Source organism: Streptomyces caelestis (genome assembly GCF_001279005.1).
In the GTDB taxonomy this organism is placed as follows: Bacteria; Actinomycetota; Actinomycetes; order Streptomycetales; family Streptomycetaceae; genus Streptomyces; species Streptomyces heliomycini.
Window position 1 is genome coordinate 217,013 of record NZ_LGCN01000265.1, and the last position, 25,707, is coordinate 242,719.

The following is a 25,707-nucleotide window of genomic DNA, read 5'->3' on the forward strand; positions in this document are numbered from 1 at the left end:
GCGCGCCCCTGCCGCAGGGGGACACGACGCCCGCCCCGAACCGCACGGCATCGGTCCCAGCCTCTAGTTGCCGTTGATGACCTGCGGCATCAGCGAAGAAAGCAGACGAAATGTCTCACCTGCTCGACTCCGTCGACTCCGCGTCGCTGCGCAGCGACGTCCCCGCCTTCCGTCCCGGCGACACCGTGAACGTCCACGTGCGCGTCATCGAGGGCAACCGCTCCCGTGTGCAGCAGTTCAAGGGCGTGGTCATCCGCCGCCAGGGCGCCGGCGTGCGCGAGACCTTCACGGTCCGCAAGGTCTCCTTCTCCGTCGGCGTCGAGCGCACCTTCCCGGTGCACACCCCGATCGTGGAGAAGATCGAGCTCGTCACCAGGGGCGACGTCCGCCGCGCCAAGCTGTACTACCTGCGCGAGCTGCGCGGCAAGGCGGCGAAGATCAAGGAGAAGCGCGAGAACTGAGTGCTTTACCGGCGTCATATCGCGGCCGGATAGCATCTGGCCCCGATGGACACCGAAGCACAGCCGACGGAGCGCGACCGCTCCCTCCCCCCGGCCGGATCCGAGGACACCTCGGAGACGGCGGGGTCGGAGGGGCGGTCGCGTTCCGCGTTGGTGCCGCGTCCCACGTCCTGGCTGCCCGGCGGACGGATTACCCTGACCCTGCTGCTCTGCCTGGTGTTCCTGCTGGCGGTGAACACGTTCGTGGCGCGGCCGTTCCAGATTCCCAGCGGATCGATGGAACAGGGATTGAGGGTCGGGGACCGTGTGCTCGTAAACAAGGTGGCGTACCGCTTCGGGGCCGGGCCGCAGCGCGGTGACGTGGTGGTGTTCGACGGAACCGGGTACTTCGGTGCCGCCGACTACGTCAAACGGGTCGTCGGGGTGGGCGGGGACCACGTGGTCTGCTGTGACGGGGAGGGGAGGATCCGGGTGAACGGCCGGTCGGTCGACGAGTCGGGCTTCCTTTACCCCGGCGACAGCCCTTCCACGGTGGCCTTCGACGTCGTCGTGCCCGACGGGCGCCTGTTCGTCCTCGGGGACCACCGCGGCCGCTCCAGCGACTCCCGCGACCACCTCGGCTCGCCCGGCGGCGGCATGGTCCCGGTCGACAGCGTGATCGGCCGCGCCGACGGGATCGTCTGGCCCTTCGACCACGCCACCCGGCTGCACCGGCCCGACGCCTATGCGCGCGTGCCCGCCCCGGCGACGAACGCGGCGGAGGGCGCCCATGGGTAACCGCGGCAAGCCGCGCGGTGTCCCGGACGACGCCGCGGAGAACCTGCTGCCCACCGGCTCCCGCCGCGCGGCCGGCCCGGCCCCCGGACGCAGCCGGGCGGAGCGGCGCAAGCTCCAGCGCAAGGTCAAGCGGCGCCGCAGACGCGGCGCCGTCAAGGAGATCCCCCTGCTCGTGGGGGTCGCCGTCGTGATCGCGCTGGTGCTGAAGACGTTCCTCGTCCAGGCTTTCGTCATCCCGTCCGGCTCCATGGAGCAGACGATCCAGATCGGTGACCGGGTGCTGGTCGACAAGCTCACCCCGTGGTTCGGCTCCAGGCCGCAGCGCGGGGACGTCGTCGTGTTCAAGGATCCCGGCGGCTGGCTCCGGGACGAGCAGACCGCGCCGAAGAAGGACGACCCCGTCGGGATCAAGCAGATCAAGGAGGGGCTCACCTTCATCGGACTGCTGCCGTCCGAGAACGAGAAGGACCTCATCAAGCGGGTCGTCGGCGTCGGCGGCGACCGCGTCCAGTGCTGCGACAAGCAGGGCCGGGTCACCGTCAACGGCGTTCCCCTGGACGAGGACTACCTGTATCCCGGCAACGCCCCGTCCACGACGCCGTTCGACATCACCGTCCCCGAGGGGCGGCTGTGGGTGATGGGCGACCACCGGGCCAACTCCGCCGACTCGCGTTTCCACCAGGACACCGACTACGGCGGCACCGTCTCTGAGGACGAGGTGGTGGGCCGGGCGATGGTCATCGCCTGGCCGCTCGGCCACTGGAGCATGCTGGAGGAGCCGACGACCTACGCGTCCGTGTCGGACTCGGCGTCCGGATCGACCGCTGCCGCCCCGCTGTCGCATAGGGTTGCCCCGGACGATCCCGATGGAATGGTCCAGCTCCCGAGCCCTGCGGAACTCCCGCTCGTTATGGGAGTGGTGGGCCTGCGCCGGGCATGGTGCGGGCGGCGGCAGAGAGTGAGGAGTTGGCGTGGGGGATGCGGCGGTTGGCGCACGGTCCGGGCGCGAGGGCGAGGAGCACCGCGGGCGTCCCGGGGAAGCGGCCGGTCCGGCGGCTGACGACTTCGTGGCCTCGGGGAACGGCTCCCCGACGGGTGACGGCTCCCCGACGGGTGGCGGCGACGGACCCGGGGACGGGCAGCCCCCCACGGCGCAGGGCGGTCCGGGCGACGGCACCCCCCAGGCGAAGCAGCCCCGCTCCTTCTGGAAGGAACTGCCGATCCTGATCGGCATCGCGCTGGTGCTGGCGCTGCTGATCAAGACGTTCCTGGTGCAGGCGTTCTCCATCCCCTCCGACTCGATGCAGAACACCCTCCAGCAGGGCGACCGGGTGCTCGTCGACAAGCTCACCCCCTGGTTCGGCTCCGAGCCCGAGCGCGGTGAGGTCGTCGTCTTCCACGACCCCGACAACTGGCTGGCGGGCGAGCCGACGCCCGACCCGAACCCCCTGCAGAAGGTCCTCAGCTGGATCGGCCTGATGCCGTCCGCGGAGGAGAAGGACCTGATCAAGCGGGTCGTCGGGGTCGGCGGTGACACGATCGAGTGCAAGGGCACCGGCCCGCTGAAGGTCAACGGCGTGGCGTTGAACGAGCCGTACGTGTATCCCGGCAACACCCCGTGCAGCCAGGACGACCAGGGCGGCCAGTTCAAGGTGAAGGTCCCCGAGGGCCACATCTGGGTCATGGGCGACCACCGCCAGAACTCCCGGGACTCGCGGTACAACCAGGCCGATAGGAACGACGGTTTCGTCCCCGTGGACAAGGTCGTCGGCCGCGCCGTCGTCATCGCCTGGCCGATCAACCGCTGGACCAACCTGCCCGTCCCGGACACCTTCGACCAGCCCGGTCTGGCCGCCGGATCGTCGTCCGCCGCGGTCCTGGCGGCCGCGCCCCAGGGACTCGCGCTCGCGGGCGCGGTGCCGCTGGTGCTCTGGCGGCGCCGGCGGTACGGCGCCGGAGAGGCCCGCCGGGAGGGCTGACCCGGTCCGGTACCGCCGGGTAGGGTGCCGCCCATGAGTGGTCAGAGCACGACGCGTACGGTCCCCGGCAACGGCGGCTCGGGCGCCGCCCGGGCGCCCGGCCGGGCCGGGCAAAGGCTGTCCGGGCTGGCCGTGGCTCTGGGTACGGTGCTGTTCCTCGGCGGCTTCGCCTGGGGAGCGGTGCTGTACCGGCCGTACACCGTGCCCACCCCCTCGATGGAGCCGACGATCGGCGCCGGTGACCGGGTGCTGGCCGAGCGCATCGACGGGGGCGACGTCCGCCGTGGTGACGTGGTCGTCTTCACGGACACGACGTGGTCGGACCTCCCCATGGTGAAGCGGGTGGTCGCCGTCGGGGGTGACACGGTCTCCTGCTGCCAGGACGGCAAGCTGAAGGTCAACGGCGAGGAGATCGACGAACCGTACCTCGCCGAGGGCACGGCGGCCGAGTCCGGCGCCATCCCCGAGGTGACCGTGCCGAAGGGGCGCCTGTTCCTGCTCGGCGACGAGCGCTCCGGGTCGCTGGACTCCACGGCCCACCTGACCGACGCCGCCGGCGGTACCGTCTCCCGCGGCGCGGTCCAGGCCAGGGTCGACGCCGTGGTCTGGCCGATGAACGGCATGATCGAGGCGCCCACCGGCTTCGAGCAGCTCGGTGCGCTCTCCTCGCCGGGCCCGCTCAGGACCGTCGTCGCGCTGGTGATCGCCGGTGCCGTGCTCGTTCTCGGCGGAGCCGCGTACGGGCCCCTCGCCAAGTGGGCGGGTGCGTCCCGGGGCCGGGCCGACGCGAGGGCCGCCGATGCCCGCTGAGCCCGTCCCGGCGGCCGGGGAATCCGGTACGGGCGGACCGCGCAGGGTCGCCCGGGTGGTCCTGCTCGACCCGCGGGACCGCATCCTGCTGCTGCACGGCCATGAACCGGACGACCCGACCGACGACTGGTGGTTCACGCCCGGCGGCGGCGTGGAGGGCGACGAGACCCGTGAACAGGCCGCCCTGCGGGAACTCGTCGAGGAGACCGGCATCACCGAGGTCGAACTCGGGCCCGTGCTGTGGCGGCGGAGGTGTTCCTTCCCGTTCGCCGGCCGCCGCTGGGACCAGGACGAGTGGTACTACCTCGCCCGCACCACCCGGACCGCGATCGCGGCCACGGCGCTGACCGAGCTGGAGCGGCGCAGTGTCGCCGGAGCACGCTGGTGGACGTACCCGGAACTCGTTCGGGCACATGAGACGGTGTATCCGACCAGACTCGCCGAGCTGCTGCGCACGCTGCTCGACGAAGGTCCCCCGGCCGGGCCCGTGACCTTGGACACCGAAATCGTCCGGTGACTTTCGGGACTGGCGCACAATGGTGGGATCGCACGGCTGAAGGGGAACATGCCATGAGCGCCGAGGACCTCGAGAAGTACGAGACCGAGATGGAGCTGAAGCTCTACCGGGAGTACCGCGATGTCGTCGGTCTGTTCAAATACGTGATCGAGACCGAGCGGCGTTTCTATCTCACCAACGACTACGAGATGCAGGTGCACTCGGTCCAGGGCGAGGTGTTCTTCGAGGTGTCGATGGCGGACGCCTGGGTCTGGGACATGTACCGGCCGGCCCGGTTCGTGAAGCAGGTGCGGGTGCTGACGTTCAAGGACGTGAACATCGAGGAGCTCAACAAGAGCGACCTGGAGCTGCCGGGCGGGTGACCGGCTCACTCGTACGAGTGGCGGAGTTGTCCACAGCCGCCGAGTTCCGCACCAAGATCCACTCCATCGGACGTAACGCGTGACCGTTGGCGCCGGAGGTGGTGCCGACATGAACGCACATCGCGCACGCGGCGCGCTCGGCAGGTACGGCGAGACACTGGCCGCACGGCGGCTGACTCAGGCCGGGATGACGGTCCTGCAGCGCAACTGGCGCTGCGGCAGGACCGGCGAGATCGACATCGTGGCCCGGGACGGGGACGCCCTGGTCGTCTGCGAGGTGAAGACCCGCAGGGCAGGCCCCTTCCAGCACCCCATGGAGGCGGTCACGCCGGCCAAGGCCGACCGTCTGCGGGACCTCGCCGGACGCTGGCTCCAGGAACACGGGGGAGCGCCGCCCGGCGGGGTGCGCATCGACCTGGTCGGCGTGCTGCTGCCGGCCCGCGGCGCACCCGTGGTCGAGCACGTCCGGGGGGTGGCCTGACATGGGGTTCGCGCGTACGTGCTCGGTGACGCTGGTGGGCGTCGAGGGCGTGGTCGTGGAGGTCCAGGCCGATCTGGAGCCCGGGGTCGCGGCCTTCACCCTGGTGGGGCTGCCCGACAAGAGCCTGACGGAGAGCAGGGACCGGGTCAGGGCGGCGGTGGTCAATTCCGGCGGCGAGTGGCCGCAGAAGAAACTCACCGTGGGACTCAGCCCGGCGTCCGTCCCGAAGGCCGGCAGCGGGTTCGACCTGGCGGTCGCCTGCGCGGTGCTCGGCGCCGCCGAACGGATCGATCCGCGGGTGCTCGGCGACCTCGTCATGATCGGCGAGCTGGGTCTGGACGGCCGGGTGCGGCCGGTGCGCGGCATCCTGCCGGCCGTACTGGCAGCGGCCGACGCGGGATACGAGCAGGTGGTGGTGCCCGAGTGCGCCGCCGCCGAGGCCTCGCTGGTGCCGGGCGTGTCCGTCCTGGGCATCCGCAGCCTGCGCCAGCTGATCGCGTTGCTCACCGACGAGCCCGTACCGGAGGAGGACGCCGAGGAGCAGACGCGGCCCGACCCGCTGCTGGCGGGGCTGCGCGCCCCGGGCACCGGAGCGGACACCGGGATGCACGGCGTCGGCGCGGCACCGCAGGACCAGGGCCATGACCTCGCGGACGTCGTGGGCCAGCTCTCGGCGCGGACGGCCGTGGAGGTGGCCGCGGCCGGCGGACACCACCTCTTCCTGGAAGGACCGCCGGGCGCCGGCAAGACCATGCTGGCGGAGCGGTTGCCGTCGATCCTGCCGTCGCTGGACCGGCAGGCCTCGCTCGAGGTGACGGCCGTGCACTCGGTGGCGGGACTCCTGCCCCCGGGCAAACCCCTGATCGACACGGCCCCCTACTGCGCCCCGCACCACTCGGCCACCATGCAGGCACTCGTCGGCGGCGGCCCCGGCACGGCCCGGCCGGGAGCGGTGTCCCTCTCCCACCGAGGCGTGCTCTTCCTGGACGAGACCCCGGAGTTCAGCAGCCGGGCCCTGGACGCCCTGCGGCAGCCGCTGGAGTCCGGGCACGTGGTCATCGCGCGCAGCGCGGGTGTGGTGCGCTTCCCCGCCCGCTTCCTGATGGTGCTCGCCGCCAATCCGTGCCCCTGCGGGCGGTTCTCGCGGACGAACGACCAGTGCGAGTGCCCGCCCTCGGCGATCCGCCGCTACCAGGCCCGGCTGTCCGGGCCGCTGCTCGACCGGGTCGACCTGCGGGTCGAGGTCGACCGCGTCACGCGTGACGAACTGACGGCGGGCGGCGCCCGGGGCGAGAGCACCGCCACGGTCGCCGACCGGGTGCGCAGGGCCCGGGACCGTGCCGCGGCGCGGCTCGCCGGCACCCCGTGGCGCGCCAACAGCGAGGTCCCCGGACGGGAGCTGCGCAGCCGCTGGCACGCCGCTCCCGGCGCCATGGACGACGCCGAACGGAGCCTGGAGCGGGGCGTGCTCACCGCCCGGGGGCTCGACCGGGTCCTGCGGGTCGCCTGGACCGTCGCCGACCTGGCCGGCCACGACCGGCCGGACGCCGCGGACGTCGCCCTCGCCCTGCAACTGCGCACCGGCGTCCCGCGCGGCGTGCCCATGACCATCGGGGCGGGGGTGTGAGCGTCGTGGAGGGAACCGACGGCGAACTGCTCGGCCGGGTCTTCCTCACCCGGGTCGTCGAACCCGGTGACGAGACCGGCGGGCGCTGGGTGCGGGAGCTCGGCGTGGACGCCGTGGTGCGACGGCTGCGGGAACGGGGGGATCCGCTGCCGGGAGCGAGCGGTAAGCGGTGGGCCGGGCTGCTGGCCCGGGCGGAGCGGGCCGAACCGCGCAGTGACCTCGCCGCCGCGCGGGACGCCGGGGTGCGCTTCGTGGGCCCCGGAACCCCGCAATGGCCAGGGCAGCTCGACGACCTGGGCGACGCCCGGCCGCTCGGACTGTGGGTGCGCGGAGGAGCGGACCTGCGGATGTGGGCGCTGCGCTCGGTCGCCGTCGTCGGCGCCCGCGCCTGCACCGAGTACGGCGCGCACATGGCCGCCACCCTCTCCGCGGGCCTCGCCGAACGCGGCTGGGTCGTGGTCTCCGGCGGCGCCTACGGGGTCGACGGAGCCGCCCACCGCGGCGCCCTCGGCGCGGGCGGCGCCACCATCGCCGTACTCGCCTGCGGAGTCGACCGGCCCTACCCGCGCGGCCACACCGGGCTGATCGGCAGGATCGCGGAACAGGGACTCGTCGTCGGCGAGTTGCCGCCCGGCGACCATCCGACACCGAGCAGGTTCATCCTCCGCAACAGGGTGATCGCCGCGCTCACCCGGGGCACCGTCGTCGTCGAGGCCGCTCACCGCAGCGGCTCCCTGGTGACCGCCCGGGCGGCCCGGCGGCTGGGACGCCACACGATGGGAGTACCGGGGCCGGCCACCAGTGGGCTCTCCGCCGGGGTGCACGAACTGCTGCGGCAGGACGCGGTGCTGGTCACCGACGCCGACGAGGTCGTCGAACTCGTCGGCGACATGGGCGAACTCGCACCGGAACGCCGGGGACCGGTGCTGCCCCGGGATCTGCTCGACCCGGCCGGACAGCAGGTCCTCGCCGCGCTGCCGGGACGCGGAACGGCCCGGCCGGAGGAGATCGCGCTCGCCGCGCAGACCACCCCGGACGACGCGATCGCAAGACTGTACGAACTGAGAGCACTTGGTTACGTCGAACGACACGACGACGGCTGGAAGTTGACGCGCCAGGCGATGATCCCGGTCCAGGACGTCCCCGAACCCCGCTGACGGAGCGTGTTCGGCCGTCCGGGGGAACCCCCGACAACCCTGGGAATCCAACCCAGTTGGGCTACCCCGTCCATTACTCAGAGCGACGATCATGCCCCGGCGGGACGGTATCCGGAACGAATCTGCGCACGGTCCCACCTCGCCCCTTCGCACACCGCGACGCCTTAGTCACGCTACGCTCACGAGAGCCCCGACGCGGACAGGCGAGGACGGGCGAGGACCAGGCACCCAGACATCGGACGGACAGCGCACCCAGGCAGCACCAGTCCACGGCAGAACGGCACAAGGCGACGAATGCCCCAGCACACCTCCGGGTCCGACCGGGCGGCGATCCCCCCAGCCGCCCGCGACGGTGGCAGCGTGCGGCCGCCCGCTCCCTCGACACTCGACGAGCTGTGGCGGTCGTACAAGGCGACGGGGGACGAACGGCTGCGGGAACAGCTGATCCTGCACTACTCGCCGCTGGTGAAATACGTGGCCGGCCGGGTCAGCGTGGGGCTGCCGCCCAATGTCGACCAGGCGGACTTCGTCTCCTCCGGGGTCTTCGGACTGATCGACGCGATCGAGAAGTTCGACGTCGACCGCGAGATCAAGTTCGAGACCTACGCGATCACCCGCATCCGGGGCGCGATGATCGACGAGCTGCGGGCGCTGGACTGGATCCCGCGCTCGGTACGGCAGAAGGCGCGCAACGTGGAGCGCGCCTACGCCACGCTGGAGGCACGGCTGCGGCGCACCCCCTCCGAGAGTGAGGTCGCCGGTGAGATGGGCATCGCCGTGGAGGAGCTGCACGCGGTTTTCAGCCAGTTGTCGCTCGCGAACGTCGTCGCCCTGGAGGAGTTGCTGCACGTCGGGGGAGAGGGCGGCGACCGGCTGAGCCTGATGGACACCCTGGAGGACACCGCCGCGGACAATCCGGTGGAGGTGGTCGAGGACCGGGAGCTGCGGAGGTTCCTGGCGCGGGCCATCAACACACTGCCGGAGCGGGAGAAGACGGTGGTCACCCTGTACTACTACGAAGGGCTCACCCTCGCCGAGATCGGCAACGTGCTGGGCGTGACCGAGAGCCGGGTCAGCCAGATCCACACCAAGTCCGTGCTCCAGCTGCGCGCGAAGCTGGCGGGTTTCGGCCGCTGAGCCCTCCCGGCGGAGAGCCGGCCGATCCCCTGGCCGTCGCGGGCGGGGCGTCCGTAAAGTGGACGACGTGCCAAGGATTCGAGCGGCCTCCGTGGCCGAGCACCGGTCGATGCAGCGAGCCGCCCTGCTGGACGCGGCACGCTCCCTGTTGTCCGAGGGCGGTACGGAGGCGTTGACCTTCCCGGCCCTCGCCGAGCGCACCGGCCTCGCGCGTTCGTCCGTGTACGAGTACTTCCGCTCGCGGGCCGCGGTGGTCGAGGAGCTGTGCGAGGTCGACTTCCCGGTCTGGGCGGCGGAGGTCGAGGCGGCGATGGCGGTCGCCGGCGGCGCCGGCGCCAAGATCGAGGCGTACGTCCGCAAGCAGCTGGAACTGGTCGGGGACCGGCGGCACCGCGCCGTGGTCGCGATCTCCGCGAGCGAGCTCGACGCCGGCGCCCGGGAGAAGATCCGCGCGGCCCACGGCGGACTCGTCGCGATGGTCGTCGAGGCCCTGGCCGACCTGGGCCACGCCGAGCCCCGCCTCGCGGCGATGCTCCTCCAGGGCGTGGTCGACGCGGCCGTGCGCCGCATCGAGCTGGGCGCGGCGGAGCACCCGGACGCGATCACGGAAGCGGCGGTCGCGATGGCCCTGCGCGGCGTGCGGGGCTGACGGGGCGCGTTCCCGGGCCCTCACCCCGGCACCGGCACCCCCAGTACCGGCAGCAGTCTCGACGGCCCCCTGCGCAGGAGCCACGGGGGCAGCAGGGTGAGCGGATCCAGGTAGACGTCACCCCTCAGCAGGCCCCAGTGGACGCACGGGGCCGTGCAGTGGGAGCCCGTGGGGGCCAGCGTGCCGACCACCTGGCCCGCCGTCACCTCGTCGTCCTCGGTCACCGATGCGCGGACCGGTTCGTACGTGGTGCGCAACGGGGGTTCGCCCGTGCCGGTGAGCTCCACCGAGACGACGTCCTTCCCGGCCACCCGGCCCGCGAAGGAGACCCGGCCCGCCGCCACCGCCCGTACCGGCGTCCCCGGTGGAGCCGCCAGGTCCACGCCCCGGTGTCCGCGCCCGTACGCCGTCGCCGGCGGCTCCCAGCCGCGCAGCACCCGCGGTCGCACCCCCACCGGCCACACCTGCCCGACGGCCGGCGCCCCGGCCTCCTCGTCCGCCGGCGCCGCCGCCTTCGTCCATGCCGCCGACAGGCCCGGCGGAGGCGGGGCCGACAGCGCCGCCAGGGTCAGGACCACCAGAAGGACCAGCCGCGCACACGCCCTCGTGAATGCACTCTTTCGCATGCCGCCGAGCCTTCCGGACATCCGTGATCTCCGCCCGGACCTGTGGGCCACCGGCCGTTTGTGGACAACGGCGTCACCCGGCGCCTCGCGGGTCCCGTACACTTCTGGTGGCGATCCGGGTCACCGGGTCGACTTCGCACGCCCCGACATCAGGACCGGTCACGGCCGCAGTCCTGAGGTCAGCGCCCCTCGGTCCTTCGTGGCAACGGCGCGTCGCGGGCGTCAGGCGCGGGAGCCGTCCGGCACCCGCGGCACAACCGAGAAATTCAAGGAGATACGGCCATGGCCGTCGTCACGATGCGGGAGCTGCTGGAGAGCGGCGTCCACTTCGGTCACCAGACCCGTCGTTGGAACCCGAAGATGAAGCGCTTCATCTTCACGGAGCGCAACGGCATCTACATCATCGACCTGCTCCAGTCGCTGTCGTACATCGACCGCGCCTACGAGTTCGTCAAGGAGACCGTCGCCCACGGCGGCACGGTCATGTTCGTCGGCACGAAGAAGCAGGCGCAGGAGGCCATCGCCGAGCAGGCGTCCCGCGTCGGCATGCCCTATGTCAACCAGCGCTGGCTGGGCGGCATGCTCACCAACTTCTCGACCGTCTACAAGCGTCTGCAGCGCCTCAAGGAGCTCGAGCAGATCGACTTCGAGGACGTGGCCGCCTCCGGCCTCACCAAGAAGGAGCTGCTGGTCCTCTCCCGCGAGAAGGCCAAGCTGGAGAAGACCCTCGGCGGTATCCGCGAGATGCAGAAGGTGCCCAGCGCCGTCTGGATCGTGGACACCAAGAAGGAGCACATCGCGGTCGGCGAGGCCCGGAAGCTCAACATCCCGGTCGTCGCCATCCTCGACACCAACTGCGACCCCGACGAGGTCGACTACAAGATCCCGGGCAACGACGACGCGATCCGCTCCGTCACCCTGCTCACCCGTGTGATCGCCGACGCCGTCGCCGAGGGCCTGATGTCCCGCTCCGGTGTCGCCGAGGCCGGCAAGGGCGAGAAGGCCGCCGGCGAGCCGCTGGCCGAGTGGGAGCGCGACCTGCTCGCGGGCGAGAAGAAGGCCGACGAGGACAAGGCCGACGAGAACAAGGCCGAGGAGGCCGCTCCGGCCGCCGCCGAGCAGCCGGCCGAGGCCCCTGCCGCCGAGGCCCCCGCCGCCGAGGCCCCCGCTGCCGAGGCCGCCGAGGCCGAGCAGGCCTGACCGCCCCGTCAGAGCCGATGACGGCGGGAGCGGTGACATCCACCTCCGCTCCCGCCGTTCACCCGTAGGTCGGCGGCGTGTCGGGCATCTGCCGTCGAGCAGGCCCCCCGACCCCGCGGATCTCCGAACCTCCAGACTTCGAGAAAGATTCAGAGACTCATGGCGAACTACACCGCCGCCGACGTCAAGAAGCTCCGGGAGCTCACCGGCGCCGGCATGATGGACTGCAAGAAGGCGCTGGACGAGGCCGAGGGCAACGTCGAGAAGGCCGTCGAGGCGCTCCGCATCAAGGGCCAGAAGGGCGTCGCCAAGCGTGAGGGCCGCTCCGCCGAGAACGGCGCCGTGGTCTCGATCATCGCCGACGACAACTCCTCCGGTGTCCTCGTCGAGCTGAAGTGCGAGACGGACTTCGTCGCCAAGGGCGACAAGTTCCAGTCCGTGGCCACCACCATCGCCGAGCACGTCGTCAAGACCTCCCCGGCCGACCTCGAGGCCCTGCTCGCCTCCGAGATCGAGGACGGCAAGACCGTCCAGGCGTTCGTGGACGAGGCCAACGCCACCCTGGGCGAGAAGATCGTCCTGGACCGCTTCGCCCAGTTCTCCGACGGCTACGTGACGGCGTACATGCACCGCACGATGCCCGACCTGCCGCCGCAGATCGGTGTCCTCGTCGAGCTGGACAAGCCGAACGCCGAGATCGCCAAGGGCGTCGCCCAGCACATCGCCGCCTTCGCGCCGAAGTACCTCTCCAAGGAGGACGTGCCGGCCGAGGTCGTCGAGTCCGAGCGCCGCGTCGCCGAGGAGACCACCCGCGCCGAGGGCAAGCCCGAGGCCGCCCTGCCGAAGATCGTCGAGGGTCGCCTCAACGGCTTCTTCAAGGACGCCACGCTGCTCGGCCAGCCCTACGCGCTGGACAACAAGAAGTCCGTCCAGAAGGTCCTGGACGAGGCCGGTGTCACCCTGAAGCGCTTCACGCGCATCAAGGTCGGCATCTGAGTCCGTACCGCGACGGGCGTGCGACCCCGATAGGGTCGACAGCAGTCGTTCGGACACGCGTCCACGCACGCACGCGTGCCGGACGACAGCAGATCTGACGAGGAGGCCATTGCCGCATGGGATGTGAACCACGCCCCACCGGCAATGGCCTTCTTCGTATGTGCAACACGTGAAAGAGGCGGGATCCGACGATGACCACCAAGGCTGAGAAGAGCGACGACGGCAAAGTACGCGGCCGGTTTCTGCTGAAGCTGTCCGGAGAGGCCTTCTCCGGTGGCGGAGGCCTGGGCGTCGATCCCGACGTGGTGCACGCCATCGCGCGTGAGATCGCGGCCGTCGTCCGGGACGGCGCGCAGATCGCGATCGTCATCGGCGGCGGCAACTTCTTCCGCGGCGCCGAGCTCCAGGTGCGCGGCATGGACCGTGCCCGCTCCGACTACATGGGCATGCTCGGCACCGTGATGAACTGCCTCGCCCTCCAGGACTTCCTGGAGAAGGAGGGCGTCGACTGCCGCGTGCAGACCGCCATCACCATGGGGCAGGTCGCCGAGCCCTACATCCCGCTGCGCGCCGTGCGGCACCTGGAGAAGGGCCGTGTGGTCATCTTCGGCGCCGGTATGGGCATGCCGTACTTCTCCACCGACACCACCGCCGCCCAGCGCGCCCTGGAGATCGACGCCGAGGCGCTGCTCATGGGCAAGAACGGTGTGGACGGCGTCTACGACTCCGACCCGAAGACCAACCCGGACGCCGTGAAGTTCGACGCGCTCGGCTACGGCGAGGTCATCACCCGGGACCTGAAGGTCGCCGACGCCACGGCCGTCACGCTCTGCCGTGACAACAGCCTCCCGATCGTCGTCTTCGAGCTTTTGAAGGAGGGCAATATCGCCCGCGCCGTCAAGGGTGAGAAGATCGGCACGCTGGTGGGCGACCAAGCCGGCCGCAACTGACCGGGGGATGGACAATGTCCTGCCGGTCGGGAACCGTGCAGGAAGAAGACGCGACGCAGCCGGCCGCCGCCCCCGACGAGGAACCGCGGCCGGGCCTACTCAAGACACGCAGGAGCAAGTGGTGATCGAAGAGACCCTCCTCGAGGCCGAGGAGAAGATGGAGAAGGCCGTCGTGGTCGCCAAGGAGGACTTCGCCGCGATCCGCACCGGCCGTGCGCACCCGGCGATGTTCAACAAGATCGTGGCCGACTACTACGGCGCGCTGACGCCGATCAACCAGCTGGCCTCGTTCTCCGTGCCCGAGCCGCGCATGGCCGTGGTGACGCCGTTCGACAAGAGCGCGCTGCGCAACATCGAGCAGGCGATCCGCGACTCCGACCTGGGCGTCAACCCGAGCAACGACGGCAACATCATCCGTGTGGTGTTCCCCGAGCTCACCGAGGAGCGCCGCCGTGACTACATCAAGGTCGCCAAGACCAAGGGTGAGGACGCGAAGGTCTCCATCCGCTCCGTGCGCCGCAAGGCCAAGGACGCCATCGACAAGATGATCAAGGACGGCGAGGTCGGCGAGGACGAGGGCCGCCGTGCGGAGAAGGAGCTCGACGACACCACCGCGAAGTACGTCGCCCAGGTGGACGAACTCCTGAAGCACAAGGAAGCGGAGCTGCTCGAGGTCTGATGAACGACTCTTCCTGGGGGACGCCGCAGACCGGGTACTGGGGGCCGTCCGACCACGGGCAGGACTGGGGGGCCGCTCCGGCGGGTCCCGCGTACGATGCGCACAACGCGCAGCACACGCGTCCCATGCCCATCGTGCCCGACGTACCCGAACACGGCGGAGACCAGGATGCGGACCGAGGGGCCGCTCGGCTGAGCGGCCCCCTGTTCCGAGACGAGCCGACGCGGGCCCGACCCCTTCCGGGGGAGGTGCCGCAGAATCCGGAGCCCATGTCCGACGCCCCGCAGCCGGCGCCCGCACCGCAGAAGAAGAGCGCGGGGCGGGATCTCGGTGCCGCGATAGGCGTCGGCGTCGGACTCGGCGTGGTGATCGTCGCGTCGCTGTTCGTCGTCAAGGCGGTCTTCGTCGGCGTGGTCGCCGTCGCCGTGGTGGTGGGCCTGTGGGAGCTGACGTCGCGGCTGCGGGAGCGCAAGGGCATCAAGGCGCCCCTGGTGCCGCTCGCGCTGGGCGGTGCGGCCATGGTCGCCGCCGGATACGCCCGGGGGGCCGAGGGCGCGTGGGTCGCCATGGCGCTCACCACGCTGGCGGTGCTGGTCTGGCGTATGACGGCGCCGCCCGAGGGCTACCTCAAGGACGTCACGGCGGGTGTCTTCGCGGCGTTCTACGTGCCGTTCCTGGCGACCTTCGTCGCCATGATGCTCACCGCCGACGACGGTCCGTGGCGCGTCCTGACCTTCCTGCTGCTGACGGTCGTCAGCGACACCGGCGCGTACGCCGTCGGCTGGCGCTTCGGCAGGACCAAGCTCGCCCCGCGCATCAGCCCCGGCAAGACCCGCGAGGGCCTGCTGGGCGCGGTGGCCTTCGCGATGGCCGCCGGCGCGCTGTGCATGCAGTTCCTGATCGACGACGGCATCTGGTGGCAGGGCCTGCTCCTGGGTCTCGCGGTCGCGGCCAGCGCCACGCTGGGCGACCTCGGCGAGTCCATGATCAAACGCGATCTGGGCATCAAGGACATGGGCACGCTGCTCCCCGGTCACGGCGGCATCATGGACCGCCTGGACTCCCTGCTGCCGACGGCACCGGTGGTGTGGCTGCTCCTCGTACTCTTCGTCGGATCGGGCTGATCCGGTCCCGCGGCCGTCACGGCTGTCGTCGCGAGGTTCCGGAAGGGGCCCGCCCATCGGGGTGGGCCCCTTCCGCCGTTCCCGTCCCGACCCGCACACCGGACACACCCCGGCGTGCGGAGACCGGTCGGCCGAGCCGGGGGCGTGCTCCGTCACCGGCTCGGTGGGCCTCCGGCGGGGTGCGCGGTGCGCGGCGGCCGTCCGCCGCCGTGTGGCCGGCCGGGGTGGGGACGGGGGAGCGGCGCAGCGCCACCATGGCGACGTCGTCCACGAGGCGGGAACTCGCGTACCGCCGCAGGTCGGCGTGGACAGCGGCCAGCAGGGCGTCCGGCTCCCGGTCCGTCCAGCGCCGTGCCCGCTCGGCGAGCGGATAGAAGGCGCCCGACGCGTCGCGGGCCTCGGTCACCCCGTCGGTGTGCAGCAGCAGTGTGGCCCCGGGCGGGATGTCGGCGGTGTCCACGACGGGCTCGTCGGCGCTCAGGTCCCCCAGACCCAACGGAGGGGCCGGAACGGACGGCTCGAGGGCGGTGACGACGCCTTCGTGCAACAGCAGGGGTGCCGGATGTCCCAGGTTCACCATGCGCACGCCGCCGTCATCGGACAGGTCGACCAGCAGACCGGTGACGAACGACTCGGCCGTGGGGCCCCCGGCCGGACGGACGCCCGGATCCTTCACGACGCACTGCTCCTGGACCTCCTCGCGGAACGCCGCCTCGATCTCGGCGACCGTCTCGCCGAGGGAAAGGCCGTGCCGTGCCGATCGCCGGAAACTGGTCAGCACACAGCTGACCATCTCCAGCGAGGCCAGCCCCTTGCCCTGGACGTCCCCGATCAGCACCCGTGTGCCGGGCCCGCACCGGGCGATGCCGTAGAGGTCGCCCCCCACGGCGGCCTCCTCGTCCGCCGCCAGGTACAGCGAAGCCACGTCGAAGGGGCCGGTTCGGCGCGGCAGTGGGTGCAGCAGTACCCGTTGGGTGACCTCGGCCACCCAACGGGAGGCGGCCAGCCGGTGCTCCCCGCGCACCCGCACCGCACTGGCCGCCACGGAAGCCACGCTGATCAGCAGAATGGTGCCCATCTGGACCGGGAAGTTGCTGCTGTCCAACTGCAGGTTCAGCGCGGCGGCCAGCACCGCGCACGGCACGGTCACGGCGAGGACCACGAGGACGCAGAGGGGGGTGCAGAAGATCGCGGCGAAGGTCGGGCCCGCCACCATCAGCGGCCCCAGACGCACGTCCGGTGACGTGAGCGCGTCGACCCCCAGCAGGACGACCGGGAGGAGACAGAAGAGCAGGACGCGGACCAGGGGCCGCCGCCAGACGTCGAGGACGGTCGTTCCGCCGGCGTCGGCTCGCACCGCGACCACCTCCGGTTGTGGGGACAAACGCTCCTCACCCGCTCACTCCAGGAAACGAAGCAAGCCCCGCGTCCGCCTAGGGCCCTTGGTCCCTTTTCGGGGCTTACATCCTATTGCTGGACATTCGTACTGTGCGCGGGCGGCGGATGCGCGGGCGGCCGCGGAACCCGCTCCGGCGCGGAGTCCGGTCACCGCGGGCATCTGCGACACTGGTACAGCCATGCCTAAGCCCGGAGAACTCACCTTTGTCGCGCCGCGCGGAGCCAAGAAGCCGCCGCGGCACCTTGCCGATCTCACGCCCGCCGAGCGCAAGGAGGCGGTCGCCGCGGTCGGTGAGAAGCCGTTCCGCGCCAAACAGCTGTCGCAGCACTACTTCGCGCGGTACGCGCACGAACCGGAGCAGTGGACCGACATCCCCGCCGGTTCCCGCGCCGCACTGCGGGACGCGCTGCTTCCGGAGCTGATGACGGTCGTACGTCACCTGTCGACCGACCAGGGCACCACCCGCAAGACGCTGTGGAAGCTGTTCGACGGCACGCTCGTCGAGTCCGTGCTGATGCGCTACCCGGACCGGGTGACCATGTGCATCAGTTCCCAGGCGGGCTGCGGCATGAACTGCCCGTTCTGCGCGACCGGGCAGGCCGGCCTCGACCGGAACCTGTCCACCGCCGAGATCGTGCACCAGATCGTGGACGGGATGCGGGCGCTGAGGGACGGAGAGGTGCCCGGTGGCCCGGCGCGGCTGAGCAACATCGTGTTCATGGGCATGGGTGAGCCGCTCGCCAACTACAACCGGGTCGTCGGGGCCATCCGCCGCCTCACCGACCCCGAGCCGGACGGGCTCGGGCTGTCGCAGCGCGGGATCACCGTGTCGACCGTCGGTCTCGTGCCGGCGATCCACCGGTTCTCCGACGAGGGCTTCAAGTGCCGGCTCGCCATCTCGCTGCACGCCCCCGACGACGAGCTGCGCGACACCCTCGTCCCCGTGAACACGCGGTGGAAGGTGCGCGAGGTGCTGGACGCCGGGTTCGAGTACGCGGCCCGGTCGGGGCGGCGGCTGTCCATCGAGTACGCGCTGATCCGGGACATCAACGACCAGGCCTGGCGGGGCGACCGGCTCGGCCGGATGCTCAAGGGCCGGCCGGTGCACGTCAACCTCATCCCGCTCAACCCCACGCCCGGCTCCAAGTGGACCGCCTCCCGTCCCGAGGACGAGAAGGCGTTCGTGGAGGCGATCGCCGCACACGGTGTACCGGTGACGATCCGGGACACCCGTGGGCAGGAGATCGACGGGGCGTGCGGTCAGCTCGCCGCGAGCGAGCGGTAAGGTGACTCGCGTAAGCACATCTTCATATTCCGACAGGGGAGCGCCACAGCGCTGAGAGTGCGGCACCGGCCGCAGACCCTCCGAACCTGGCCCAGGTCATTCTGGGTAGGGAGATCGGTCATCACTCGAGCTGTTGCGCCCTGCCCGGGACCCCGCAGAGGGGCCCCGGGCAGGGCCGCGTCTCTTCCTGGTCACTCCAGGAGGAATCAAGTGGGCATCACCAAGAAGGTCACGGTCCTGGCCGTCGGGCTGGGGCTGGCCACGCTGTCCGCGTGCGGGTCGTCCGGCGACGGCGCCGACGGCAGCGGCGGCGGGTCCAAGACCGTGACCCTCGTCAGCCACAACTCGTGGGCCGTGTCGAAGGACGTCGTCGCCGCGTTCGAGAAGCAGTCCGGCTACCGGCTGAAGGTCCTCGAGGACGGCGACGCCGGGCAGGCCGTGAACAAGGCCATTCTGACCAAGGGCAACCCCCAGGGCGACGTCCTCTTCGGCGTCGACAACACCCTGCTGTCCCGCGCCCTCGACAACGGGCTGTTCCAGCCGTACGAGGCGAAGGGCGCGGACAAGATCCTGCCCGGGTACCGGGTCGACGAGGACAGGCACCGGGTCACCCCCGTCGACACCGGCGACGTCTGCGTCAACTACGACAAGGCGTGGTTCGCCGAGCACGACCTGACACCGCCGAAGACCTTCGACGACCTGATCGAGCCCGAGTACAAGGACCTCCTCGTCGTCGAGAACGCCTCCACCTCCTCACCCGGCCTCGGCTTCCTCCTCGGCACCGCCGCGAAGTACGGGGACGAGGGCTGGCCGGGCTACTGGAAGAAGCTCAAGGCCAACGGCGTGAAGGTGGTCGACGGCTGGGAGCAGGCCTACAACGAGGAGTTCTCCGGCTCGGCCGGCGGCAAGCAGGCCAAGGCCGACCGGCCGCTGGTGGTGTCGTACGCCTCCTCGCCGCCCGCCGAGGTCGTCTACGCCGACCCGAAGCCGGACACCGCCCCCACCGGCGTCGCCGAGGGCACCTGCTTCCGCCAGGTCGAGTACGCGGGACTGCTGAGCAACGCGAAGAACCCCGAGGGCGGCAAGGCGCTGCTCGACTTCCTGATCGGCAAGCGGTTCCAGGACGACATGCCGCTCAACATGTTCGTGTACCCGGTGGTGGAGGGCGCCCAGGTGCCCCAGGAGTTCGTGAAGTTCGGGCCGCAGGCGAAGGACCCGCGGACCATGGACCCGGAGAGGATCGCCGCCAACCGCGACCAGTGGGTCAAGTCGTGGACCTCGCTCGTACTGAAGTGACGCGTACTGCGGCGGGGCGGCGCGGGAGCGCGGCGCGGCTCGGTCTGATGGCCGTGCCCGTCGCGTTCTTCGCGGTCTTCTTCGCCTACCCCGTCACCGCGATCGTCGCGCGCGGGCTGAAGACCGGCGGGACCTGGCAGCCCGGGCGGATCGGGGACGTGCTGGCACAGTCCGACGTCCGCCAGGTCCTGTGGTTCACCACCTGGCAGGCCCTCGTCTCCACCGCCTTGACCCTGCTGATCGCCCTGCCCGGCGCCTATGTCTTCGCCCGCTTCGACTTCCCCGGCAGACAGGTGCTGCGGGCCGTGGTCACCGTGCCGTTCGTGCTGCCGACGGTCGTCGTCGGCACGGCGTTCATGGCGCTCGTCGGACGCGGCGGGCTGCTCGACGAACTGTGGGGCGTACGGCTGGACACCACGGTGTGGGCGATCCTGCTCGCGCACGTCTTCTTCAACTACGCCGTCGTCGTGCGCACCGTGGGCGGACTGTGGTCCCAGCTCGACCCGCGCCAGGAGGAGGCCGCGCGGATGCTCGGCGCCTCGCGGTTCGCGGCCTGGCGCACCGTCACCCTGCCCGCGCTCGCGCCCGCCGTGGCCGCCGCCGCGCTGATGGTCTTCCTGTTCACCTTCACCTCCTTCGGCGTGGTCCAGATCCTCGGCGGGCCGGCCTTCTCCACCCTCGAAGTGGAGATCTACCGGCAGACCTCCGAGATCTTCGACCTGTCCACGGCCGCCGTCCTGACGATGATCCAGTTCGTCGCCGTGGGCGCGATCCTCGCCCTGCACGCCTGGACCGTACGGCGCCGGGAGACCGCGCTGCGGCTGGTGGACGCCTCGGCGACCGCACGCCGACCGCGCGGCGCCGGGCAGTGGGCGCTGCTGGGCTCAGTCGTCGCCACCGTCGCCGTACTGATCCTGCTGCCCCTCGCGGTCCTGGTGCAGCGGTCCTTCGGGGCCGCCGGACTCGGCTACTACCGGACGCTGACCGAGGACGACGGGGGAGTGTTCCTGGCCGCTCCGATCGAGGCGGTCGGCAACTCGCTGCAGTACGCGGTCGCCGCCACCGCCATCGCCGTGCTGATCGGCTCTCTCGCCGCCGTCGCGCTGACCCGGCGGGACGCGGGACGGCTGGTGCGCGGCTTCGACGCGCTGCTGATGCTGCCGCTCGGGGTGTCCGCGGTGACCGTCGGCTTCGGTTTCCTGATCGCCCTGGACGAGCCTCCGCTGGACCTCCGCGCCTCCTGGATCCTGGTCCCGCTCGCCCAGGCGCTGGTCGGCGTCCCCTTCGTCGTACGGACCATGCTGCCGGTGCTGCGGGCCGTGGACGTACGGCTGCGGGAGGCGGCGGCGGTGCTCGGGGCGTCGCCGTGGCGGGCGTGGCGGGAGGTGGACCTGCCGATGGTGCGGCGGGCGCTGTTGATCGCGGCCGGGTTCGCCTTCGCGGTGTCGCTCGGGGAGTTCGGGGCGACGGTGTTCATCGCACGGCCCGAGAACCCCACCCTGCCGGTCGCCGTGGCACGACTGCTGGGGCGGCCCGGGGGCCTCAACTACGGCCAGGCGATGGCCCTGTCGACGATTCTGATGATCGTGTGCGCGGTGGCGCTGCTGGTGCTGGAGCGACTGCGGACCGACCGGACCGGGGAGTTCTAGATGCTGCTGAGCCTTCAGGGCGCGACCGTCCGCTTCGGCGGGCGGGCGGTGCTGGACGCCGTCGACCTGGGGGTCGCCGAGCACGAGATCGTCTGTGTGCTCGGCCCCAGCGGCAGCGGCAAGTCGACGCTGCTGCGGGCGGTGGCCGGACTGCAGCCCCTCGACTCCGGGCGGATCCGGCTCGACGGACACGACCAGGCGGGGGTGCCCGCGCACAAGCGCGGGGTCGGGCTGATGTTCCAGGACCACCAGCTCTTCCCGCAGCGGGACGTGGGCGGCAACGTGGCCTTCGGACTGCGGATGCACGGCGCGTCGCGCACCGAACAGTCGGAACGGGTAAGGGAGTTGCTGGGCCTTGTGGGCCTGCCGGGGGCGGCCGGACGCGCCGTCGCCGCGCTGTCCGGCGGGGAACAGCAGCGTGTCGCGCTGGCCCGCGCCCTCGCGCCGAGCCCCCGGCTGCTGATGCTCGACGAGCCGCTCGGGCAGCTCGACCGGTCGCTGAGGGAACGGCTGGTCGTCGAACTGCGGGAGCTGTTCGGCCGGTTGGGCACCACCGTGCTCGCCGTGACCCACGACCAGGGTGAGGCGTTCGCACTGGCCGACCGGGTCGTGGTGATGCGGGACGGGCGGATCGCCCAGTCGGGGACGCCGCTGGAGGTGTGGCAGCGTCCGGCCGACGCCTTCGTGGCCCGCTTCCTCGGCTTCGAGAACGTCGTCGAGGCGACGGTCGTGGACGGCGTCGCCGTGACCCCCTGGGGCAAGGCGCCCGTGCCGGACGGCGCCCCCCAGGGCGCCCGCACGCTCCTCGTCCGGCCCGCCGGCGTCCGGCTGGTCCCGGCCGACGAGGGCCTGCGCTGCACGGTGGCCGCGCGCACCTTCCGCGGCACGCACGTCGCCGTCCGCCTCCAGCCCGAGGACGCCCCCCGCCTGGAGGCGGCCTGCGCGCTCAGGGCCGCGCCGGAGGTCGGGGACGAGGTCGGGGTGGAGTTCGACGCGACGGAGATCGCGGTGCTGGGATGAGCGCGGCTCCTCGGGGCGTGCGGCACGACGCGACCCGCGCACGACCGCTAATGCCGGGAGAACGCCCGTCGGACAGGGCGGTCGCGGACCGTCGTCACGTTCGGCGACCTGTCCGGTACGGTGCCCACCACCCCCGACCGGTCCCTTGAGCAGCTCGTACGACAGGCCGGCGGCGCCCTGTGCCGGGCCGCGCCGGTGGTGCGCACCGGGGCGGAGGACGAGGTCCCCGAGGAGCGGGTGCCGGGAATCGACGGGCCCGAGGTGCGGGGCGGCCCCGGCGCGCCGGACGCGTGGCCGGCGGAGTGCGGCGGGCTGATCACCGGTGCGCTGCGGGACGCCGGGCCGGACGTGAAGGCGCGGAGCCGGGCGGGCGTCCGCGACGCCGGGGCCGCCCCACACCTGGGGCCCGCCGTATGACGCGCGAGCTGATCGTGCACCGTGGACGCGGCCCTTGCGGCCGGGCTGCCCTTCGAGGTCGCGTCCGACGCCGCCGCCGACGCGGTCGACGAGTGGCCGGAGATCGTGGAGTGGGCGCAGCGGACGCCGCGCGAGGACACGGTGCACGAACCGCGCGGCCCCGGCGCACCGTCCATCCGCACGCCGCCGACGCGGAGTGGCTGATCGAACGCGCCGAGGACGGTCCCTCCCGGCGCCGCGGCCACGCGAAGGCCGCGGTCGCCCTGCGCGGCCCGCTCACCTCCGTGCTGCTCGCCTTCTGCCGGCGGCTGCCGCCGGACGCGCCGCGGGTGGAGGTGGTCGGGAGGTGCCGGAGTGGTGGCCGGAGCGGGCGACGTCCGGCCGCGCGGCCGACGACGGCGATGGCCCGCCCCCGGAGAGGGGACGGGCCATCCGTGTGTCCGTGAGGCGTCAGCTCTGGCTGTTCGCCCCGCGGCGGCGCATGCCGAAGAAGACCGCGCCACCGCCGACCGCGACCAGGGCGGCCGCGACGCCGACGATCAGACCGGTGTTGGAGTTGGCGCCGGTCTCGGCGAGGTTCGACTCACCGGCCGGGGACGGCGCGTTGTTCGAGGTGTCCGCCGGAACGGTGCTCTCGCTCTCCGACGGCGACGGCGACGGGGCCGGCGTGCCGGGCTCCTCGGCCGGGGTGGAGGAGGACTCCGACGGGGTCGGGGTGGGCTCCTCCTCGGCCGGGGGCTCCTCTTCCTCCGTCGTGCAGGCCGTCGCCGGGGTGACCAGGTTCGGCTTGATGTCCTCGTCGACGTAGGGCTTCGCGTTGACGTGGATGCGGTACTCGGCGTTCGGCTTCCAGTCCTCCTCGAAGGTGATGGTGGTGCCCTCGCGGGTGCCCTTGACCACCTGCTCGCCGATCTGCTTGTCCTGCAGGAACACGGTGATGGTGGCGGGGACGCCGGCCGGGTCCTTGTCGGTGACGGTGATGACGCCCTTGCCACCGACGCACTCGGCCTCGGCCGAGAACTCGGTGATGTTGCAGGCCGCCGCGTTGCCGGCGACGCCGATCGCGAGGGCGGCGGACGCGGAGACGACACCGAGGGCGCGCACGGAGCGCGCGACGGTGCGACGGGATACGGACAGAACTGCCACGTTTGTCCTTTACGGGAATGCGCAAATGCGGGGGGTTGAGGGAGTGTTGACGGAGCATCAGCACTCCCGGGTGACTCTCAGGTCTATAAGCGCCGCATAAGTAGTGTCAACGCATATGCCTATAGTGGCACCGAGCTTTGCCTTCTTATTAACCACCCAGACGTTTCAAGGCCTCCGGAGCCTCCTCGATCCGGTCGACCAGAGCGATCCGGGTCTCCATCGGGCGCTCCCGGGCGAGCGACCGCAGCAGCGGCCAGGCCGGCAGCCTCTCCGTCCAGTGCGCCCGGTTCACCAGCACCATGGGTGTGGGCTCACCGCGCGACTCGTAGTAGTTCGGCGTCGCGTTGTCGAAGACCTCCTGCACGGTGCCGGCGGCGCCCGGCAGGAAGACCACGCCCGCGTTGCAGCGGGCCAGTAGCCCGTCCTCACGGGTGGCGTTGGCGAAGTACTTCGCGATGTGCGAGGCGAAGGCGTTCGGCGGCTCGTGGCCGTAGAACCAGGTGGGGATGCCGATCGAGTGGTTGCCCTTCGGCCAGCGGGCGCGCACCTCGAAGGCGGCACGCGTCCAGTCGGTGATCGACGGCGTGAACGAGGGCGTCGACGAGAGGAGTTCGCAGGCCTCGTCCAGCACGGCGTCGTCGTACGGGGCCGCGTAGGCGCCGAGGTTCGCCGCCTCCATCGCGCCCGGACCGCCCCCCGTCGCCACCGTGAAGCCGGCGTGGGTCAGCGCCCGTCCGAGCCGGGCGGCGCCCCGGAACTCCTCGGTGCCGCGGGCCATCGCGTGACCGCCCATCACACCCACGACCCTCGCTCCGCGCAGGAGTTCGTCGAGGGCGTCGGACATGGAGTCGTCGTGGACCGCGCGCAGCATGGAGGCGAAGACGTCGCCGTCCGCCTTGGTCCGCTGGAACCAGGCGTAGGCCAGCGCGTCCGGGGTCGCCTCGTACCCTTTGTCGAGCGAGGCGAACAGGTCGTCCGGCGTGTAGAGACGGCCTCGGTACGGGTCGAAGGGCAGGCCCGGGAGGGGCGGGAGGACCAGGGCGCCGTCGGCGCGGATCCTCTCCGCCGCGTCGGGGCGCATCCGGCAGCCGAGGAAGACGGCCCCGGTGGTGTCGGTGGTGAGCAACTCCCGTGTCCGGTCGGTCAGATCGACGGACTGGACACGGAATCCGGAGAGCGTGCCGCGGGACGAGACGATCGCGTCGAACTCCTCGAGCGTCTCTATCTCGCGGTCCCCGTGATGGACGGCATGGGCGGGACTCGTCTGCACCCGCCCATGCTAGGGGGTGCCGTTCGGGCCTCGTCGGGGTCGTGGGGGCCCGGCACCGTGCCGCACCTCGCCGCGTCGCCGTCGGCTGCCGGGGCTTCGCCCCGGCGTCCTCCTCCGCCTTGCGGCGCACGGCACGGCCCCGTTCGGCCCGGCTGCGAGGCACCGCTCACCGGAGCCGACCTGATCCGGACGGCACTGGGCCCGAGTGCGCGTCAGCCCTGCGCCACGGCCGGGTCCATCCAGATGACCTCCCAGGTGTGGCCGTCGAGGTCGTCGAAGGCGCGGCCGTACATGAAGCCGTGGTCCTGGGTCTCGCCGGTGACCGAGCCGCCCGCCGCGACGGCCTTCTCCACCAGCTCGTCGACCTTCTCGCGGCTCTCGGCGCTCAGCGCGAGCAGCACCTCGCTGCTCTTCGTGGCGTCCACGATCTCCTTCTTGGTGAACTGCGCGTACTTCTGCCTGGTCAGCAGCATCGCGACGATCGTGTCGCTGATCACGACCGACGCGGCGGTCTCGTCGCTGAACTGCGCGTTGATCGAGTAGCCGAGCTCCGTGAAGAACTTCTTCGAGGCCTCGAGGTCGTCGACGGCCAGATTCACGAAGATCATCTGCTGGTACATGGCGGGGCCTCTCCCGTGCGGTTCCGTGGTGTTCGTGGGGGTGGACCGGGGGCCCGCGCGGAACTCATCGGCC

At 71.6% G+C, this 25,707-nt stretch carries 28 protein-coding genes and 1 riboswitch; of the genes, 23 read left to right on the plus strand and 5 right to left on the minus strand.

Features of this window, described 5'->3' with window-relative positions; translation table 11 throughout:
* Positions 1 to 110: 110 nt before the first annotated feature.
* The 12 genes from rplS (at position 111) to ADK41_RS36775 (ending at position 9,957) form a co-directional block, all read left to right on the plus strand.
* Entirely contained in the window at positions 111 to 461 is a 351-nt protein-coding gene (gene rplS / locus ADK41_RS36720; protein ID WP_004924850.1) for a 50S ribosomal protein L19, read from the plus strand.
* A 45-nt stretch (positions 462 to 506) separates the two neighbouring features.
* On the plus strand, positions 507 to 1,238 hold the full coding sequence (gene lepB, locus ADK41_RS36725) for a signal peptidase I (RefSeq protein WP_030824811.1): 732 nt from the start codon (positions 507 to 509) through the stop codon (positions 1,236 to 1,238).
* Positions 1,231 to 2,298: a signal peptidase I gene (lepB, locus tag ADK41_RS36730; protein ID WP_030824814.1), complete on the plus strand. Its 1,068-nt coding sequence runs from the start codon at positions 1,231 to 1,233 to the stop codon at positions 2,296 to 2,298. The genes lepB (ADK41_RS36725) and lepB (ADK41_RS36730) overlap by 8 nt, the downstream gene beginning before the upstream one ends.
* The gene (gene lepB, locus ADK41_RS36735; protein ID WP_030824817.1) at positions 2,210 to 3,217 is read left to right on the plus strand and encodes a signal peptidase I; all 1,008 of its coding nucleotides are present in this window, start codon (positions 2,210 to 2,212) and stop codon (positions 3,215 to 3,217) included. Before lepB (ADK41_RS36730) ends, lepB (ADK41_RS36735) begins: the two co-directional genes overlap by 89 nt.
* Positions 3,218 to 3,250: 33 nt before the next feature.
* On the plus strand, positions 3,251 to 4,027 hold the full coding sequence (lepB, locus tag ADK41_RS36740; protein ID WP_030824820.1) for a signal peptidase I: 777 nt from the start codon (positions 3,251 to 3,253) through the stop codon (positions 4,025 to 4,027).
* Positions 4,017 to 4,544 carry an NUDIX hydrolase gene (locus ADK41_RS36745; protein ID WP_030824822.1) on the plus strand — a complete coding sequence of 176 codons (528 nt, stop codon included), beginning with the start codon at positions 4,017 to 4,019 and terminating at the stop codon, positions 4,542 to 4,544. The genes lepB (ADK41_RS36740) and ADK41_RS36745 overlap by 11 nt, the downstream gene beginning before the upstream one ends.
* 53 nt (positions 4,545 to 4,597) lie before the next feature.
* Positions 4,598 to 4,906 (plus strand): DUF2469 domain-containing protein, encoded by a 309-nt coding sequence (locus tag ADK41_RS36750; RefSeq protein ID WP_003965949.1) that lies wholly within the window; start codon positions 4,598 to 4,600, stop codon positions 4,904 to 4,906.
* Between the two features lie 79 nt (positions 4,907 to 4,985).
* Positions 4,986 to 5,387, plus strand: coding sequence for a YraN family protein (locus ADK41_RS36755; RefSeq protein ID WP_030824825.1), 402 nt, complete (start codon positions 4,986 to 4,988; stop codon positions 5,385 to 5,387).
* Position 5,388: 1 nt separating this feature from the next.
* Complete coding sequence (locus ADK41_RS36760; protein WP_030824828.1) at positions 5,389 to 7,014, plus strand: YifB family Mg chelatase-like AAA ATPase; 1,626 nt, start codon at positions 5,389 to 5,391, stop codon at positions 7,012 to 7,014.
* A complete protein-coding gene (gene dprA / locus ADK41_RS36765; RefSeq protein WP_030824831.1) occupies positions 7,011 to 8,171 on the plus strand; it encodes a DNA-processing protein DprA in 1,161 nt (386 codons plus the stop codon). The genes ADK41_RS36760 and dprA overlap by 4 nt, the downstream gene beginning before the upstream one ends.
* A 294-nt stretch (positions 8,172 to 8,465) precedes the next feature.
* Positions 8,466 to 9,308: an RNA polymerase sigma factor WhiG gene (whiG, locus tag ADK41_RS36770; protein ID WP_030824834.1), complete on the plus strand. Its 843-nt coding sequence runs from the start codon at positions 8,466 to 8,468 to the stop codon at positions 9,306 to 9,308.
* Between the two features lie 91 nt (positions 9,309 to 9,399).
* Positions 9,400 to 9,957 (plus strand): TetR/AcrR family transcriptional regulator, encoded by a 558-nt coding sequence (locus ADK41_RS36775; protein ID WP_030824837.1) that lies wholly within the window; start codon positions 9,400 to 9,402, stop codon positions 9,955 to 9,957.
* 20 nt (positions 9,958 to 9,977) lie between these two features.
* Here ADK41_RS36775 and ADK41_RS36780 read toward each other — a convergent pair whose 3' ends face one another.
* Entirely contained in the window at positions 9,978 to 10,583 is a 606-nt protein-coding gene (locus ADK41_RS36780; RefSeq protein WP_051843126.1) for a M23 family metallopeptidase, read from the minus strand.
* Between the two features lie 282 nt (positions 10,584 to 10,865).
* Here ADK41_RS36780 and rpsB point away from each other — a divergent pair, with 282 nt between their 5' ends.
* From rpsB to ADK41_RS36805, 5 genes are all read left to right on the plus strand, one after another.
* Positions 10,866 to 11,783, plus strand: coding sequence for a 30S ribosomal protein S2 (gene rpsB, locus ADK41_RS36785; RefSeq protein WP_030824842.1), 918 nt, complete (start codon positions 10,866 to 10,868; stop codon positions 11,781 to 11,783).
* Positions 11,784 to 11,942: 159 nt separating this feature from the next.
* Entirely contained in the window at positions 11,943 to 12,779 is an 837-nt protein-coding gene (gene tsf / locus ADK41_RS36790) for a translation elongation factor Ts (protein WP_030824845.1), read from the plus strand.
* Positions 12,780 to 12,970: 191 nt separating this feature from the next.
* Positions 12,971 to 13,729: a UMP kinase gene (gene pyrH, locus ADK41_RS36795; RefSeq protein WP_030824848.1), complete on the plus strand. Its 759-nt coding sequence runs from the start codon at positions 12,971 to 12,973 to the stop codon at positions 13,727 to 13,729.
* Between the two features lie 121 nt (positions 13,730 to 13,850).
* Positions 13,851 to 14,408 carry a ribosome recycling factor gene (frr, locus tag ADK41_RS36800; RefSeq protein ID WP_030824850.1) on the plus strand — a complete coding sequence of 186 codons (558 nt, stop codon included), beginning with the start codon at positions 13,851 to 13,853 and terminating at the stop codon, positions 14,406 to 14,408.
* Positions 14,408 to 15,532, plus strand: a complete 1,125-nt coding sequence (locus ADK41_RS36805; protein ID WP_030824853.1) for a phosphatidate cytidylyltransferase — start codon at positions 14,408 to 14,410, stop codon at positions 15,530 to 15,532. Before frr ends, ADK41_RS36805 begins: the two co-directional genes overlap by 1 nt.
* Before the next feature lie 16 nt (positions 15,533 to 15,548).
* Here ADK41_RS36805 and ADK41_RS36810 read toward each other — a convergent pair whose 3' ends face one another.
* Entirely contained in the window at positions 15,549 to 16,889 is a 1,341-nt protein-coding gene (locus tag ADK41_RS36810) for a PP2C family protein-serine/threonine phosphatase (protein ID WP_234318707.1), read from the minus strand.
* Between the two features lie 220 nt (positions 16,890 to 17,109).
* Between ADK41_RS36810 and rlmN the strand changes: the two genes are divergently transcribed.
* From rlmN to ADK41_RS44150, 6 genes are all read left to right on the plus strand, one after another.
* Positions 17,110 to 18,216, plus strand: coding sequence for a 23S rRNA (adenine(2503)-C(2))-methyltransferase RlmN (rlmN, locus tag ADK41_RS36815; protein WP_030824858.1), 1,107 nt, complete (start codon positions 17,110 to 17,112; stop codon positions 18,214 to 18,216).
* 24 nt (positions 18,217 to 18,240) lie between these two features.
* A riboswitch (TPP riboswitch) is annotated at positions 18,241 to 18,346 on the plus strand.
* Between the two features lie 80 nt (positions 18,347 to 18,426).
* On the plus strand, positions 18,427 to 19,512 hold the full coding sequence (locus ADK41_RS36820; RefSeq protein WP_030824860.1) for a thiamine ABC transporter substrate-binding protein: 1,086 nt from the start codon (positions 18,427 to 18,429) through the stop codon (positions 19,510 to 19,512).
* A 47-nt stretch (positions 19,513 to 19,559) separates the two neighbouring features.
* On the plus strand, positions 19,560 to 21,161 hold the full coding sequence (locus ADK41_RS36825; protein WP_106979441.1) for an ABC transporter permease: 1,602 nt from the start codon (positions 19,560 to 19,562) through the stop codon (positions 21,159 to 21,161).
* Positions 21,162 to 22,181, plus strand: a complete 1,020-nt coding sequence (locus ADK41_RS36830; protein ID WP_030824864.1) for an ABC transporter ATP-binding protein — start codon at positions 21,162 to 21,164, stop codon at positions 22,179 to 22,181.
* A gap of 120 nt (positions 22,182 to 22,301) precedes the next feature.
* Positions 22,302 to 22,598 (plus strand): hypothetical protein, encoded by a 297-nt coding sequence (locus tag ADK41_RS44145; protein WP_063756517.1) that lies wholly within the window; start codon positions 22,302 to 22,304, stop codon positions 22,596 to 22,598.
* A 21-nt stretch (positions 22,599 to 22,619) separates the two neighbouring features.
* Positions 22,620 to 22,802: a hypothetical protein gene (locus ADK41_RS44150; RefSeq protein WP_063756518.1), complete on the plus strand. Its 183-nt coding sequence runs from the start codon at positions 22,620 to 22,622 to the stop codon at positions 22,800 to 22,802.
* Between the two features lie 246 nt (positions 22,803 to 23,048).
* Here the strand turns inward: ADK41_RS44150 and ADK41_RS36840 are convergent, their stop codons facing one another.
* The 3 genes from ADK41_RS36840 to ADK41_RS36850 form a co-directional block, all read right to left on the minus strand.
* Positions 23,049 to 23,744, minus strand: coding sequence for an LAETG motif-containing sortase-dependent surface protein (locus tag ADK41_RS36840; RefSeq protein ID WP_030824867.1), 696 nt, complete (start codon positions 23,742 to 23,744; stop codon positions 23,049 to 23,051).
* 148 nt (positions 23,745 to 23,892) lie between these two features.
* Positions 23,893 to 25,014, minus strand: a complete 1,122-nt coding sequence (locus ADK41_RS36845) for an LOG family protein (protein WP_030824868.1) — start codon at positions 25,012 to 25,014, stop codon at positions 23,893 to 23,895.
* 212 nt (positions 25,015 to 25,226) lie between these two features.
* Positions 25,227 to 25,634 (minus strand): VOC family protein, encoded by a 408-nt coding sequence (locus tag ADK41_RS36850; protein WP_030824870.1) that lies wholly within the window; start codon positions 25,632 to 25,634, stop codon positions 25,227 to 25,229.
* Positions 25,635 to 25,707: the final 73 nt, after the last annotated feature.

What these genes read in the sequence shown, in the direction of transcription:
- rplS (WP_004924850.1), top strand. Translation starts at nt 111, where the DNA reads ATGTCTCACCTGCTCGACTCCGTCGACTCCGCGTCGCTGCGCAGCGAC.
- lepB (WP_030824811.1), top strand. Translation starts at nt 507, where the DNA reads ATGGACACCGAAGCACAGCCGACGGAGCGCGACCGCTCCCTCCCCCCG.
- lepB (WP_030824814.1), top strand. Translation starts at nt 1,231, where the DNA reads ATGGGTAACCGCGGCAAGCCGCGCGGTGTCCCGGACGACGCCGCGGAG.
- lepB (WP_030824820.1), top strand. Translation starts at nt 3,251, where the DNA reads ATGAGTGGTCAGAGCACGACGCGTACGGTCCCCGGCAACGGCGGCTCG.
- ADK41_RS36745 (WP_030824822.1), top strand. Translation starts at nt 4,017, where the DNA reads ATGCCCGCTGAGCCCGTCCCGGCGGCCGGGGAATCCGGTACGGGCGGA.
- ADK41_RS36750 (WP_003965949.1), top strand. Translation starts at nt 4,598, where the DNA reads ATGAGCGCCGAGGACCTCGAGAAGTACGAGACCGAGATGGAGCTGAAG.
- ADK41_RS36760 (WP_030824828.1), top strand. Translation starts at nt 5,389, where the DNA reads ATGGGGTTCGCGCGTACGTGCTCGGTGACGCTGGTGGGCGTCGAGGGC.
- whiG (WP_030824834.1), top strand. Translation starts at nt 8,466, where the DNA reads ATGCCCCAGCACACCTCCGGGTCCGACCGGGCGGCGATCCCCCCAGCC.
- ADK41_RS36780 (WP_051843126.1), bottom strand. Translation starts at nt 10,583, where the DNA reads ATGCGAAAGAGTGCATTCACGAGGGCGTGTGCGCGGCTGGTCCTTCTG.
- rpsB (WP_030824842.1), top strand. Translation starts at nt 10,866, where the DNA reads ATGGCCGTCGTCACGATGCGGGAGCTGCTGGAGAGCGGCGTCCACTTC.
- tsf (WP_030824845.1), top strand. Translation starts at nt 11,943, where the DNA reads ATGGCGAACTACACCGCCGCCGACGTCAAGAAGCTCCGGGAGCTCACC.
- pyrH (WP_030824848.1), top strand. Translation starts at nt 12,971, where the DNA reads ATGACCACCAAGGCTGAGAAGAGCGACGACGGCAAAGTACGCGGCCGG.
- ADK41_RS36805 (WP_030824853.1), top strand. Translation starts at nt 14,408, where the DNA reads ATGAACGACTCTTCCTGGGGGACGCCGCAGACCGGGTACTGGGGGCCG.
- rlmN (WP_030824858.1), top strand. Translation starts at nt 17,110, where the DNA reads ATGCCTAAGCCCGGAGAACTCACCTTTGTCGCGCCGCGCGGAGCCAAG.
- ADK41_RS36825 (WP_106979441.1), top strand. Translation starts at nt 19,560, where the DNA reads ATGGCCGTGCCCGTCGCGTTCTTCGCGGTCTTCTTCGCCTACCCCGTC.
- ADK41_RS36830 (WP_030824864.1), top strand. Translation starts at nt 21,162, where the DNA reads ATGCTGCTGAGCCTTCAGGGCGCGACCGTCCGCTTCGGCGGGCGGGCG.
- ADK41_RS36850 (WP_030824870.1), bottom strand. Translation starts at nt 25,634, where the DNA reads ATGTACCAGCAGATGATCTTCGTGAATCTGGCCGTCGACGACCTCGAG.